The sequence below is a fragment of the Nocardioides abyssi genome, from assembly GCF_030412915.1.
Lineage (GTDB): Bacteria > Actinomycetota > Actinomycetes > Propionibacteriales > Nocardioidaceae > Nocardioides > Nocardioides abyssi.
In genome coordinates this window covers 144,749-158,277 of record NZ_JAUHJR010000007.1, presented here as the reverse complement: position 1 = coordinate 158,277, position 13,529 = coordinate 144,749, and the positions used below count along the sequence as shown (strand labels likewise).

General features: G+C 76.9%; 11 protein-coding genes. 1 reads left to right on the top strand and 10 read right to left on the bottom strand.

What is annotated here, in order from left to right; genetic code table 11:
- Window positions 1-4: 4 nt before the first annotated feature.
- The 3 genes from QWY29_RS15910 to QWY29_RS15900 all read right to left on the bottom strand — a co-directional run bounded on the left by QWY29_RS15910 (window position 5) and on the right by QWY29_RS15900 (window position 2,257).
- Window positions 5-736: a hypothetical protein gene (locus QWY29_RS15910; RefSeq protein WP_300961997.1), complete on the bottom strand. Its 732-nt coding sequence runs from the start codon at window positions 734-736 to the stop codon at window positions 5-7.
- Complete coding sequence (locus QWY29_RS15905) at window positions 733-1,317, bottom strand: hypothetical protein (protein WP_300961996.1); 585 nt, start codon at window positions 1,315-1,317, stop codon at window positions 733-735. Before QWY29_RS15905 ends, QWY29_RS15910 begins: the two co-directional genes overlap by 4 nt.
- Before the next feature lie 100 nt (window positions 1,318-1,417).
- Window positions 1,418-2,257: an aminoglycoside phosphotransferase family protein gene (locus QWY29_RS15900; RefSeq protein WP_300961995.1), complete on the bottom strand. Its 840-nt coding sequence runs from the start codon at window positions 2,255-2,257 to the stop codon at window positions 1,418-1,420.
- A gap of 147 nt (window positions 2,258-2,404) precedes the next feature.
- Here QWY29_RS15900 and QWY29_RS15895 point away from each other — a divergent pair, with 147 nt between their 5' ends.
- The gene (locus QWY29_RS15895) at window positions 2,405-3,871 is read left to right on the top strand and encodes a sugar transferase (RefSeq protein ID WP_300961994.1); all 1,467 of its coding nucleotides are present in this window, start codon (window positions 2,405-2,407) and stop codon (window positions 3,869-3,871) included.
- Here QWY29_RS15895 and QWY29_RS15890 read toward each other — a convergent pair.
- The 7 genes from QWY29_RS15890 to QWY29_RS15860 all read right to left on the bottom strand — a co-directional run bounded on the left by QWY29_RS15890 (window position 3,765) and on the right by QWY29_RS15860 (window position 13,519).
- Window positions 3,765-4,904, bottom strand: a complete 1,140-nt coding sequence (locus QWY29_RS15890; RefSeq protein ID WP_300961993.1) for a glycosyltransferase — start codon at window positions 4,902-4,904, stop codon at window positions 3,765-3,767. The two genes, QWY29_RS15895 and QWY29_RS15890, sit on opposite strands and share 107 nt — an antisense overlap.
- Before the next feature lie 69 nt (window positions 4,905-4,973).
- On the bottom strand, window positions 4,974-6,245 hold the full coding sequence (locus QWY29_RS15885; RefSeq protein WP_300961992.1) for a Wzz/FepE/Etk N-terminal domain-containing protein: 1,272 nt from the start codon (window positions 6,243-6,245) through the stop codon (window positions 4,974-4,976).
- Window positions 6,246-6,326: 81 nt separating this feature from the next.
- Window positions 6,327-7,454 carry a glycosyltransferase gene (locus QWY29_RS15880; protein WP_300961991.1) on the bottom strand — a complete coding sequence of 376 codons (1,128 nt, stop codon included), beginning with the start codon at window positions 7,452-7,454 and terminating at the stop codon, window positions 6,327-6,329.
- A complete protein-coding gene (locus QWY29_RS15875) occupies window positions 7,451-8,548 on the bottom strand; it encodes a glycosyltransferase family 4 protein (protein WP_300961990.1) in 1,098 nt (365 codons plus the stop codon). Before QWY29_RS15875 ends, QWY29_RS15880 begins: the two co-directional genes overlap by 4 nt.
- Complete coding sequence (locus tag QWY29_RS15870) at window positions 8,545-9,906, bottom strand: O-antigen ligase family protein (protein WP_300961989.1); 1,362 nt, start codon at window positions 9,904-9,906, stop codon at window positions 8,545-8,547. The genes QWY29_RS15875 and QWY29_RS15870 overlap by 4 nt, the downstream gene beginning before the upstream one ends.
- On the bottom strand, window positions 9,900-10,727 hold the full coding sequence (locus QWY29_RS15865) for a polysaccharide deacetylase family protein (protein WP_300961988.1): 828 nt from the start codon (window positions 10,725-10,727) through the stop codon (window positions 9,900-9,902). The genes QWY29_RS15870 and QWY29_RS15865 overlap by 7 nt, the downstream gene beginning before the upstream one ends.
- Window positions 10,724-13,519: an oligosaccharide flippase family protein gene (locus QWY29_RS15860; protein WP_300961987.1), complete on the bottom strand. Its 2,796-nt coding sequence runs from the start codon at window positions 13,517-13,519 to the stop codon at window positions 10,724-10,726. Before QWY29_RS15860 ends, QWY29_RS15865 begins: the two co-directional genes overlap by 4 nt.
- Window positions 13,520-13,529: the final 10 nt, after the last annotated feature.

Genomic DNA, 13,529 nt, shown 5'->3' with positions numbered 1-13,529 from the left:
CCGCCTAGAACCCGGCGTCCGCGACGTCGTCGACGTCCTGGCCGTTGTTGGCGCCGTAGCCGGCCGCGCCGAGCTTCAGCAGGTTCCCCAGGGTCTTCATCATCGCCGACATCAGCGCACAGGCCTGGAGCAGCGGCGGGATGACGTTCTCCAGCTTCTTGATGGTGGCGATCGCCTGGTTGACCAGGCTGATCACCTTGCGGGCCGTGGCGCCGCCGGTGGCGATCTCCTTGGCCCAGCCCAGGACGCTGGCGGCGACCTTGAGCACCAGCTCGTCGACGAGGCTGAGCAGCTGGGCGATGACCTCGACGCCGGCCTTGACGGCCACGAGCATGTCCTTCATCGCCGCGGAGATCAGCTCGCAGGCCTCGGCCTGGCTGCCGAACGCCTCGGCGAAGTCCGCGAGCTTGCCGGTGGCGCCGGTCGCGGCGTCGCCGGTCCACACCGTCGGGGTCGCACCGGCGAGGGCGGAGTAGTTGCCGCCGATCTGGCCGAGGCCGGAGCCGAGGGCGGCCCAGTTGGTCGCCATCGCGTCGACGGCGTTCCAGTCGCCGGCGATCGGGTCGAAGATCGCGGCGATGAGGTCGAAGCCGAACTGGCGACAGACCCAGTCGATGCCCTGGATGACGTAACCGCAGTCGTCGCGCAGGCCGTTGATCAGGTCACCGGCGCCCTCGGCGGCCACCGGCTTGAAGGTGCTGGTGGGGTCGGACAGCTGGACGGCCATCGTGGTCATCGGTCGGCTCCCTCGGAGTGACGGTCGAGGAAGTCGTCGATGTCCTCCTCGGTGGACATGCCGGTGCCGAGGTCGTTCGCGGACCCGGCCATGCCGAGCAGGCTGTCGACGAGCTCGATCGGCGCGCCGGTGCTCGGGGTCGGCACCCAGCCGGGCGGCTTGGGCCCCGGCATCGGCCAGTCGACGCCGGCCATGTCGTTGATGCGAGTGACCGGCATCGGCAGCTCGGGCATGCCGCTCGGCGGCGTGTAGGCCTCGCCGTCGGTCACGTCGCCCTCCAGGCCGGTCATCAGCTCCTCGACGCCGGAGTCGCGGGCCCGCAGGTCGGCGCGGAACGCGGCGATCGTGTCGGAGAGCTCCTTGGCGGACTCGACGGAGGTGTCCAACGAGGCGGACACCGTCTCGTAGGCCTCCTGGTAGGCGTCACGGAAGAGGCTCAGCAGGCCGGTGAACGCGCCGGTGTCGGCGAGCCCGCCCTGCGCCATGAAGCCGGAGGCCTCGGACAGGTTGAGGTACTGCTCGCTGGTCATCTGCACCAGCTGTCGGCTGCCCTGCCAGGAGATCGCCACCTCGTCGCTCATCGCGGCCGTGGTCCCTTCGGTGCTCGGTGTCGCGGACGCAGGACGGTCTGCCCGGTCGGTGCCGGTCCGAAACGCCGCCGGCCGCCCGCGGCGGCCCGGCTCACTCCTGGACGGCCTTGACCACGGCGATGCAGCGGGTCACCCGGTCGCGGTCGTCGAGGGCCGCGAGCGCGCGGTGGACGGTGCGCAGGACGACCCAGTCGCGGGCGCGGTCCTCGTCGAGCAGTGCGGCGTCGACGACGGCGAGGAACCGACGTCGCAGCGAGCCGCGGACGTCGCCGACCACGTCGTCCCACTGGTGCCACAGCAGCGGCGCGACCTCGCTGTGCGGGTCGCCCGCGAGCGGCTTCGGCGAGACCGCGCGCCACTGGTCGGGGGCCTCCGGCCCGGCCGCCACGAGGTGGGCCGGGTGCAGGTCGCCGTGGAGGAGCCGCTCGTCGCCGGGGTCGGCGACCAGGTCGCGGCCGAGGGCGAGGGCCTGCTCGACCAGCCGCCGCGGCAGCGGGGCGTCCCGCGGGAGCGCGGCGAGCGCCCGCCCCTGCTCCGCGACGTACGCCGCCAGGCGGGGCACCTGCGGGAGCGGGTCGACGTGCAGGTCGGCGAGGTGCGCGCCGACCAGCTCGCCGGCCGCGGCGTCCCACAGCCCGGCGGCCGGGTCGGCGGCGTCGGGCCCGGCGAGGCGCTCGAGGAGCAGCGCGCGGCGGTGCGGGTCGGCCCGCAGCAGCCGCACCGCGCCGTGGCCGCCCCACCGCTGGAGCGCCAGCGCCTCGTGGGCGGCGCGCCCCTCGACCTCCCCGACCGGGTGGACCACGCCGACCTTGAGGACGGCCGGTCCGCGCTCGCCGACGACCGGCAGCACGCTCGCCCGGCGGGCCGGCAGCGGCGGGCCGTCGGGGGTGAGCCCCCACTCCTCGAGCAGCTCGGCGACGGGGGTGACCACGCCCCCATCCTGCCGACCGTCCGGGAGGCCGCCGGCGGCCGGTGGAGGGGGTCGGGGAGGCCGGGGTGGCAAAGGATGGACCGGCGGGGGCGCACGAAGGATTGGTCCGGTCCCGGACGGGGTAGACGGCACCGGGGGGTACTTCGCATGCGCTTGACCGACCGGTTCGTCGACCGGCTGCCGTGGCTGCGCAGCCAACGGCCACTGCTGGTGCTGCTGGACGTGCTGGCCGTCGCGCTGGCCGCCGTGCCGGTGCTGCGCACGGTCCAGGTGGGCCCGGTGCCGGTCGGCGCCGCCGCGGCCGCGGTCTTCCTGACCTGCCACAGCGCCGACCTCTACCGCCCGCGGCTGGTGCTGTCGGTGCTGGAGGACCTGCCGCGGCTGCTGCTCGCCGCGGGGCTCGGCACGCTGGCGCTGCTGGCCGCGGCGCCGAGCGTCGGCGTGACCGGCGACCCGACCTGGCCGGTCGTGCCGGCCTTCGCCGCCAGCCTAGCGCTCGCGCTCGCGGTGGTGCGCGCGGCGGCGTACTCCTCCATCCACGCGCTGCGGCGCCGCGGGCACGCCGGCCACCCGGTCATCGTCGTCGGGGGCGAGCCGGTCGGCTCGGCGCTGGCGGCGACGCTGCTCGACCAGCCGCACCTGGGCCTGCGCCCGGTCGGCATCGTCGAGCGCGGGGCGAGCGCCCGACGGCTGCCCGTGCCGCTGCTCGGCGGCATCGACCGGCTCGAGCGGGCGATGGTCGACCTCGGCGTCCACGACGTCGTCTTCGCCTTCCCCGAGCCGCCGGACGCCGAGACGGTCGCGGTGGTGCGCCGGTGCGTCGAGGCGGACCACCAGGTCTTCGTCGTGCCGCGCTTCCACGAGCTGATGGGCGCGACCGGCACCCGCGGCACCGAGGTCGTCCAGGGCGTCACCCTGATGCGGCTGCGCCGGTGGGGCCACCGGCCGCTCGCGCGCTGGGGCAAGCGCACCCTCGACGTCGCGCTGGCCGGCGTCGGCCTGGTCGTCGCGGGCCCGGTCATCGCGGCCTGCGCGCTGGCCTCGCGGATCGAGACCGGCCCCGGCGTGATCTTCAAGCAGACCCGGGTCGGGGTGGGCGGCCAGCCGTTCACCCTCTACAAGCTGCGCTCGCTCAGGCCCGACGACGAGGCCGAGAGCGCCACCCGCTGGAGCATCGACGGCGACGAGCGCGTCGGCCCGGTGGGCCGCTTCCTGCGGCGCACGAGCCTCGACGAGCTGCCCCAGCTGGTCAACGTGCTCAAGGGCGACATGAGCCTGGTCGGGCCCCGGCCCGAGCGGCCCTACTTCGTCGACACGTTCAGCCGCGAGGAGAGCCGGTACGCCGACCGGCACCGCGTGCCGACGGGCCTCACCGGCCTGGCGCAGGTCCACCGCCTCCGCGGCGACACCTCGATCGCGGAGCGCACGCGGGTGGACAACTTCTACATCGAGAACTGGTCGCTGTGGAGCGACGTCAAGATCCTCGTCCGGACGCTCCCGGTGCTGGTCAGTGCGCCTCGGGGAGAGGTCGGCGCGGTGCGACTGGGCCCCGCGGGCCCCGTCGCTCCCGCAGCACCGCGAGGTACACCTCGAGGACCCGCCGCGCCGAGGTGACCTCGTCGTGGTGGTCCTCCACGTGGGACCGCCCGGCCCACCCCTCCTCGGCCGCCTCCTCCGGCGCCTGCAGGCGGTAGACCACCGCGTCGGCCAGCGCCGCGGTGTCCCCGACCGGCACCAGCTGGCCGACCTCGGCCGGCACCGTCTCCTCGATGCCGGGGATGGCGGTCGCGACCACGCTCCGCCCGCTCGCCATCGCCTCCAGCGGCGCCAGCGGCATGCCCTCCCAGCGTGACGGCGCCACGGCGACGTCGGCCGCGGCCAGCCACAGCGGCACGTCGGTGCGCCCGCCGGCCAGCAGCACGCCGTCGAGGTCGGCGACGCGCCGCTCGAGCTCGGCGCGGTCCGGCCCGGCCCCGACGAGCACCAGCTGGGCGTCGGGCACCCGCTCGCGCACCGACGGCCAGGCGTCGAGGAGCAGGTCCTGGCCCTTCTGCCGGGTCAGCCGACCGACGCAGACCGCGGTCGGCACGTCGCGCAGGCCCAGGCCCGCTCGGGCCGCTGCACGTTGCCGGGCGTCCTGCACCTGCAGGCGCGCCAGGTCCACCCCATTGGGCAGCACGGCGGTCGGCACCCGCACGCCGGCCTCCTCCCCCGACACCCGCTCGGCCTCGCTCACCGCGACGAGGCGGTGCGTCCAGCGGGCCGCGAGCCGCTCCCACTGCAGCGAGGCGCGTCGTACGGGCCCCTCCACGGCGAGGAACGACCAGGCGTGCGGCTGGAAGACGGTCGGCCGACGACCGCGCACAGCCAGGCGGCCGGCGAGGCCGGCCTTGGCGCTGTGCAGGTGCACGACGTCCGGGTCGACCTCGTTGATGATCCGGCGCAGCGCCGCGGCCTCGGCGAGCACGGACCGGCCGGGGCCGCGCGTCGCGGACCACCATCGCACCTCGGCGCCGGCGGCGCGCGCGGAGTAGCCCAGCCACCCGTGGGTCGGGCAGATGACGGTCACCCGCCAGCCGCGTCGCAGCTGCTCGCGGATGTAGGAGTACTGCACCACGGCCACGCCCTCGGTGGAGGGCTCGGACACGTGGGCCACGTGGAGCCGCCGACGGATCCCGTCGTCCGGCCGCCTCGTTCGCCTGCGCATGCCGGCCTCCTAGGCGAGCACCCGCTCGGCACGGCGCCCGACGAGCACCGAGCCGAGCAGGCCGGCGCCCACCGAGCGGACCCGGTCGGCGTGCGCGCGGAGCGCCGGGGCGGACACCTGGCCCTCGGGCACCACCATGAGCAGCGACCCGCGGGCGGCCATCACCCGGGCGTCGTCGCAGGACTCCAGCGCCGGCGCGAGCACGATGACGACGTCGTACGCCGCCTCCGCCTCGGCCATCTTGTCGGCGAAGACCGTCTCCAGCATCGTCTCGTAGGGCTCGGAGCCCGCGTCGCCGGCCGGCAGCACGCTGAGCAGCTCGACCGGTCCGGGGCTGACCGCGCGGGACAGCTCGGTGCCCGCGAGCACGTCGAAGAGGCCCGGGGTGTCCGGCTCGGCCGCGATCGGTCGGCCGTGGCGCGGGCCGATCCGGCCGTCGACGAGCAGGACGGTGCGGCCGACGTTGGCCAGGGAGATCGCCAGGTTGGCGCCGAGCCACACGTTGACCTCGCCCGGCGTCACGCCCGCGACGACCACCCGGCTGACCGGGTCGCCCGCGGCCTGGGCCTCCAGCGCGATGCGCAGCTGGCGGAAGACGTCGGCGGCGGCGGTGCCGGGGTAGAGCGCGGGCAGCGTCGTGGCGTCCCGGGGCACGCCGACGTGCGCGAGCAGCGGGGCGCCGGTGGCGTCCTCCAGCACGGCGCCGTCGTCGACGGTGGCCGTGCGCCGGTCGCGGGCGACCGCGGCGACGACCGTCAGCACGAGCGCCAGCGCGGCGCCGCCGCCGATCGCGAGCAGCAGGTTGGGGCTGCTGTAGGTCCGCGGCGGCTGCGCCGCGTTGGTCTGGGTGAACCGGAACGCGTCGGTGCTCGGGTCGTAGAACGGCAGCGTGATCGCGACCTGGTTGGCGAGGTCGGCGGCGACCTGCGGGTCGGCGTCCTCCGCCACGACCTGGATGAGGATGGTGCCGCTCACCCACTGCGCGCTCACGGCGGAGCGCAGGTCGCTGACGTCGCGCTCGACGTCGAGCTCGCCCTGCACCTCGGTGAGCAGCGCGCGGCTGCTCGCGAGCTCCGCGATCGTGCCGCGCAGCGCGTCGAGGTCGTCGGGCGACTCCAGCGTCGCCGGGTCCGCCGCGGCCGCGAGCACCGCGGTCGCCCGGTACGTCTTCGGTGCCAGTGCCACGCCGGCCGCGACGGCGGCCGCCGTCACCGCCAGCACGAGCAGGACGAGCAGGCGTTGGCGCCACAGCGCCCCGCCGATCTGGTGCAGCTCCATCATTTCCCCCAGTGGTGGTGCGTCGACCCGCCCGAGCAGTCGGCCCGGGCCAGGTGAGTCAGGTCGCGAGTCAGGTCAGGTGAGTCAGGTCAGGTCTCGGTAGATCGCGTCGTACGACGCGGTCATGGCCGCCGGCGAGAACCGCTGCTCCACGAGCAACCCGGCCGCGGCGGCCAGGTCGGCGCGGCGCCCGGGGTCCTCGACCAGCCGGCGGACCGCGTCGGCCCACGCGTCGGGTGTCGGCTCCGCGACCAGCTCGACGACGTCGCCGAGCGAGGTCAGCCCGCCGACGGCCGAGGCCGCCACGGGCACGCCCGCGGTCATCGCCTCCAGCACCGAGACCGGCAGCCCCTCGCGGTCGCTGGCGAGCACGAGCAGGTCGGCGGCGGCGAGCAGGCGGTCGACGTCGCGGCGGTCGCCCAGCAGGCGGACCCGGTCGGCCACCCCGGCCTCGGCCACGCGCCGCTCCAGCCCGGGCCGCGCCGCGCCGTCCCCGGCGACGAGCAGCAGGGGCGGCTCCCCTGCGCCCTGCCCCGTGCCCTCGCCCAGGCCCCGACCGGCCGCGCCGGCTGCGTGGTCCTGCTGCAGCCGGGCCCAGGCGTCGACGAGCAGGTCGTGGCGCTTGGGCGGGACGAGGCGGGCGACGCTCAGCGCGACCGTGCCGTCGAACGGCAGGCCGAGCGCGGCGCGGGCGGCGGCGCGGGTGGGCAGCCGCAGCGGCGGGGCGGCGTTCTCCACGACCCGCACGCGGTCGGCGGGCAGGCCGCCGTCGCGCAGCCGGTCGGCGACGTCGTCGGAGACCGCGACGACGACGTCCGCGCAGCCGCGCAGCAGCCGGGCCGCGCGCGGGTAGTCCTCGGACGCCAGCCCGTGCACGGTCGTCACCAGCGGCGCGCGACGACCCGCCGCGCGCTGGGCCAGCGAGGCGGCGAGCGTGGCGCGCACGTTGTGGGTGTGCAGCAGGTCGACCGGCCGCCGACGCAGGCGCCCGGCCAGCCTCGCCGCGGAGCGGGCGAGCGCGGGCGCGCCCGGTCGGCGCAGCGGCAGCGGGACCAGGTCGGCCCCGCGGCCGGCGACGTCGGCGGTGCGCCAGCCGCGGTCGCTGGCCACGGCCACCTCGTCGCCGCGCTCGAGCCGGTCGCCGGCGAGGTCGGCCACGACGGCCTCCGCGCCGCCCGAGCCCATCTCGGCGATCACCATCAGGGTCCTCATGCGCGCACCTCGTCGTAGACCTGCTGGAGCCCGTCGACGCAGCCGGCGAGCGTGAAGGACTCCTCGACCCGGTCGCGGGCGGCCTTGCCGGCGCGCTCGCGCAGCCCGTCGTCCTCGACCAGGGTGCGCAGCGCCGTGGCCAGTGCGGCCGGGTCGTCGGCGGGCGCGAGCAGGCCGTCGACGCCGTCGCGGACCACCTCGGGCACCCCGCCCACGGCGGTGGCGACGACGGGCAGCCCGCACGACATCGCCTGGAGCACCGACATGGGGAGGTTCTCGGCCGCGGAGGTGAGCGCGAGCAGGTGCCCGCGGGCGTACGCCGGCGCCGGGTCCGGCAGCCAGCCGGTGAGCTCCACCCGGCCGGCCAGGGCCGGGTCGGCCGCGCGCTGCTCGACCAGGGCGCGGTCGGGGCCGTCGCCGACGACGAGCGCCCGCGCATCGGGCACCTCCGCCAGCGCGTCGAGCAGCAGGCCGATCCGCTTCACCCCGCCGAGCACGCCGGTCCACACCACGGTCACCGGACCCTCGGGCGTCGGCGACGGCCGCCAGCGGGCCGGGTCGACGCCGTTGTGCACCACCGACACCACCCGTTCGGGCAGGCCCACGTGCCCGACGGCGTACGCCGCCACGGCAGCGCTCGGCACGACGACCCGGGCACGGCCCCAGCGGGTCACCAGCCGCTCGCCGGTCAGGTAGTAGACGCGGTCGCGGCGCCGCCGCTCGGCCGCCCGCACGTTGCCGGCGACCAGGTCGGACAGGCCGTCGGCGACCCCGTGGAGGGTGTAGACGACCGGGGCGCCGAGCACGGGCGCGGCCAGCCGGACCAGCCAGCCGGCGCGGCGGTCGTGGGCGTGCACCACGTCGGGGCGCAGTGCGCGCAGCACGGCCAGCGCCTCGCGGGCGCCGCGGGCGTCGGCCTTGGCGGCGACGCTCGTGTCGTGCCAGGTGACCCCGGGCAGGGCCGGGCCGCCGGTCGGGCGCGGGCCGAGGACGTGGCTGTCCACCCCGCGGCGGGCCAGCTCGACGGCCACGTCGAGGGCGTGGTCCACCGGGCCGCCGGAGGCCTGGGTGAGCACCTGCACCACGCGCGTCACGGCAGCCGCTCCCGGGCCAGGCCGGCGCCGAGGGCGCACAGCAGCCACAGGGGCAGGAAGTACTGCTCGGTGACGAAGACCGCGGCCACGGCGGTGCCGACCAGCGCGACGCCGACGGCGCCCGCGAGCCGGTCGCGGCGGGCGACCCACCCCGACCGGGCGGCGAGGTAGCCGGCGCCGAGCAGCGCGAACCAGGCGGCGAGGCCGAGGAGGCCGAGCTCGGCGGAGGTCTCGAGGTAGGTGTTGTGCGCGACGTCGAGGTCGTGGTCGACCGCGTCGGGCAGGCGGTCGAGGTAGTCGCGGTGCTCGATCGAGAAGGCGCCGGGGCCGTGGCCGAGCACCGGCGCGTCCAGCGTCATCCGGCCCGCGGACTCCCACAGGTCGAGGCGCTCGGAGACGTTGCGGTCGGCGATGTTGCCCTTCTGCTCGATGCTCGTCTCGACCAGCGAGGGGAAGACCGAGACCGCGACGGCGACCGTGGTGGCGCCGACGACCACCAGCCCCACCACGGCCTTCCAGGTCACCAGCCGGATGAGGAGGCCGACGACGACCGCGGCGGCGAGGCCGAGCAGCGCCCCGCGCGAGAGCGTGCCGAGCAGGGCGGCGAGGGTGAGGACGACCGCGACGTCGTGGATCCAGGGCCGGCGGGCGCCGGCGCGCAGCGCGACGCCGAGCGGGACCGCGGCGAGCAGGAAGAACGCCATGTCGTTGGGGTCGCCGATCGGCCCGCCGACGCGGCGGTCGGCGCCGAGCAGGTAGGTGACCAGGCCGCACACCGAGGCGGCGGCGCAGGCCAGGACGTAGGTGCTGGCGACCGCGCGCGGGGTGAGCGGGCCGCGCATCGCGTCGACGAGCACGAGCAGCACCACGATGAAGCCGCCCCAACGGGCGAGCACGGCCGCGCCGGGCCCGCCGTTGGCGTGCAGGGCGGTGGAGGCGAGCAGCACGACGACCAGCGCGACCGTGGCGCCGAGGACCGCGGTGCGTCCGTGGCTGCGCGCGCCGGAGAGCAGGTGGTGCGGCCCCCGCAGCGGGCCGCGGCTGCGACGCACCAGCCAGGAGGCGACGAGCACGACGGCGAGCAGCTTGGTCGCGCGCGGCTCGACGAGCGCGATGTAGTCCTCGAAGACCGCGCTCGCGACCACCGCCAGCACCGCCCACTCCAGGCGCAGCAGCAGCGCGGTGCCCGCGACGAGCACGAGGCCGCCGACGACGGCGAGGGCCGGTGCGTAGCCGACCGCCAGCCCGCCGAGGGCAGCGACGAGCAGCGGCACCAGCAGCGTCGCGACCGCGCGCGGCCGGGTCGCCGGCGCCTCGCGGCGCAGGCCGAGCGCCAGGGTCAGGTCGGAGGTCACCACGGCGGACCCCCGCGGCTGCGCCAGCGGTCCAGGGGCCGCAGGAACGTGTAGGCGCCGTCGAGGATGTGGCGCAGGTCGACGGGGTCGGCGGGCACGAACGCCCGCCGCAGCGAGAGCGGGTGCACCCGGTCGGTGTTCAGCCCGCGGTCGACGGTGATCCCGACCGTGTAGCCCGCGGCGAGCGCGGCCGCTCGGACCCGCGGGTCCCAGCCGCCGGTCGGGTAGGCGACCGACCGCACCTCGCGGCCCAGCAGCTCCTCCAGCGCCGCGCGCGAGTCGACCATCTCGTGGCGCAGGGTCGCGTCGTCGAGCTCGGGCAGCCACGGGTGGCTCACGGTGTGCGAGCCGATGTCGAGGCCCTCCTGCGCGGCGGCGAGCAGCTCGTCGGCCGTCGCCGGGCGCAGCCGGCCGACCCGGCACGGGTCGGCCTCGTGGGCGTCCCACGCGAAGCGGTGGCCCTCGAGGATCCCGCTGACCACGAACAACGTCATCGGCAGCCCTCGCTCGCGCAGGATCGGCCAGGCGGTGTCGACGACGCTGGCGTAGCCGTCGTCGAACGTCAGCGCCACCGCCCGCTCCGGCAGGGTCCCGGCGCGCAGCCGCTCGACCGCCTCGGTCAGCGGTAGCACCTGGGCGCCCCACCCCTCGAGGGCGTCGAGGTGGCGGCGGAAGTCGTCCACCCCGGTCGAGAGGCCGTCGGAGGTGCGCCCGTCCACGCGGTGCCAGCCCACCAGGGTCAGCCCGTGGGTGGTGGCGAGCGTGCGGCGGGCGACGACGACGGGTCGGACGACGGTCGCGACGGCGCGGGTCCCGGTCTTCATGAGGGTCTCCTCAGCAGCGCGAAGGCCTCGCGCAGGTGGTCTCGGTCGAGCAGCCAGAGAGGGCCGACGTACGCCGCGAGGCCGGCCGCGCCGAGCACCGCGAGCGTCACGGGGCTCGGGCCGTCGAGGCCCAGCACGTCGTCGAGCAGCACCCGCACGGCGAGCACCGCCGCGACGAGCGCGAGCGCGCTGAGGGCGGCCGGGCGCAGGCCCAGCGCGAGCGCGCGCAGCGAGAGGCCCGAGACGGTGGTCCGGGCGAGGACGAGGGCGAGCAGGGCCACCGCCGCGGCCACGACGGCCTGGGCGGCGGCCACGACGGTCACGCCCCGGTCGACGACGACCGCGAGCGTGGCCAGCAGCAGGAGCAGGTGCGCGAGACGCAGCCCGAGCGCGAGCACCGGCCGGCCCGCGGCGTTGAACGCCGTCGCGACCAGCTGGCCGACGCTCAGCGCCGCGGCGTACGCCGCCAGCCAGGCCACCGCCGGCACCGCCGGGGACCACTTGTCGCCCAGCACCACCAGGTGGTCGGCGACCAGCGCCACGCCCAGGCACAGCGGCAGCACGAGGGTCAGCGTCACGGTCGTGACCACGCCCGTGGAGCGGCCCAGCTCCCGGCCGCGCAGCCGGCACAGGTAGGGGAACGCGGCCCCGGTGATGACCACGACGATCATCAGGTAGGGCATGAACGCGAGCCGGAACGCCAGCGAGTACTGCCCCAGCGCGACCGTGCCGAGCACGGCGGAGACGACGAGGTAGTCGACGTTGAGCTGCACCAGCTCCAGCAGGTGGGTGCCGGCGTAGGGACCGCCGTAGGAGAGCAGCCCGCGGGCGTCCTCGGAGCTCCAGCCCGGCAGCACCGGCGGGTGCACGCACCACGACAGCAGCAGCGTGAGCACCGCCTGGGTGACCTGGCCGACGACGAGCGCCATCACGCCCATGCCGTCGACGACCAGGCCGATCGCGACGACGGCCCCGACCACCGAGGAGACGGTGTCGGGGATGATCCGTCGCAGGAAGCGCAGCTCGCGGCGGAGCAGCTCGTTGGTCACGCCGGCCACGGCGGTGCACGGCAGCACCACGGTGAGCCCGCGGATGACCGCCGCTCCCCCGTCGGCCGCGCCGAGCGTCGAGGCCAGCCAGGGGGCCGCCACCCACAGCAGCGCGGCCAGCACGGCGGCGAGCCCGACGCTGATCGTGACGGCGGTGCGGGCGGCGCGCTGCACGTCGCCGCGCCAGTAGACCAGCGCGCTCGCCGTGCCGAGGCTCGCGACCTGCACGGCGACGTTGGCGACCAGCGTGCCGAGCGCGACCAGGCCCAGCGCGGAGGGCGCGAGCATCGCGGCGAGGGTGAGCAGGACGACGGTCTGGGCGGTCTTGACGACGATGCCGTTGGTCGCCAGCCACAGCGCGCCGCGGGCGGTGCGGCCGGCCTCGGCCGCGTCCGTCGGCTGGTCGGTGGTGACGGCCGCCGGGGCGGCCAGCGCCTCGTCGACCGCGGCGACGTGCGCGGCGAGCGCGTCGGCGGGCAGGTCGTGGGGCGAGCGGTTGCGCAGGAAGAGCACGACGGCGGCGAGGGCCAGCGCGAGGCGGTGCCCGCGGTCCCAGTCGCGCCAGCGACGGCCCGCGACCTCCAGGTCGCCGACCGAGCCCGGGCGGTCGGTGTCGTCGACCAGCGCCATCACCTGCTCGGCGACGGTGCGGCCGGGGTCGGTGAGGTCGCGCAGCGCGGGCACGAGCAGGCGGTCGATGCCCGCCGGGGCGTCCGGGGTGGCGTTGTCCCAGTCGAGGACGACCGCGGCGTCGCGGTCGAGCAGCACGTTGCCGGGCCACAGGTCGCCGTGGCACCAGCCGGTCGGCAGGCCGTCGTCGAGCACGGCGAGCGCGGCCGCCCAGCGCTCCCGCACCGGCGCCGGCACGACGACGGCGCGCTCGCACCACTCGCGCGCCCAGCCGGGGCCGGTCGTCCCGGTGCGCGCCGCCGCGAGGGCGTCGGCCAGCTCGTCGGCCACCGCCCACTGCCACTCCGGCCGCGGCCAGGGCCAGCGCAGCGCGCCGGCCTCGGGCAGCCAGGCGGTCGCGACCCAGGCGCAGCCGCGGGTGGTGCCGCTCGCGAGGGCCTGCGGCAGGTACGCCGCCGCGCCGGGCACCTCGGCACGCACCCGGTCGACCAGGTCCGGCTCGTGGGGCAGCAGGTCCAGGCGCACGGCCAGGTCGCCCTGCGCGGTGCGCACCCGCAGGACCGTCCGGCCGGCGGTGACCACCCCGACCAGGCGCGCGGTCGCGCCGAGCCGCTCCCCCACCTCGGCGACGACCTCGTCGGCCAGGGTCGCGACGGCGGGCCCGTCGACCCGCAGCCACGGGGCGCCCCGCCGGCGGGCGGTCCGCAGCCCCAGGCGGCGACGGACCCAGGCGACCGGGTCCCCGGCCGCCACCGGCCAGCCCGAGCGCCACAGGAGCTCGGGCTCCTGGGCGCTGGGGTAGACGACGTGGTCGCCCTCCTCGCCCAGCACCGCGACGGTCGCCGACGGCGCGAGCGCCACCGGCAGCCGCCCGGCGGCGTACTCCTCCGCGGGCGGGCCGGAGAGCACCAGCAGGCTGGCGCGCTCCCCGCTCGCGGCCGCCTCGGCGGCGGTGCACGCACCCGGGAACGCCGCCCGCAGGTGGGGCAGCAGCACCTCGTCCACACCGAGCACGACGGCCGGCCCGGGATCGGCGGGCAGCAGCACCCGGAAGGCCGCGAGCCGGTCCCCGATCGTCCAGTGCGGTTCGGTGACCGCCACCGGCCGCGTCACGACGTGCTTA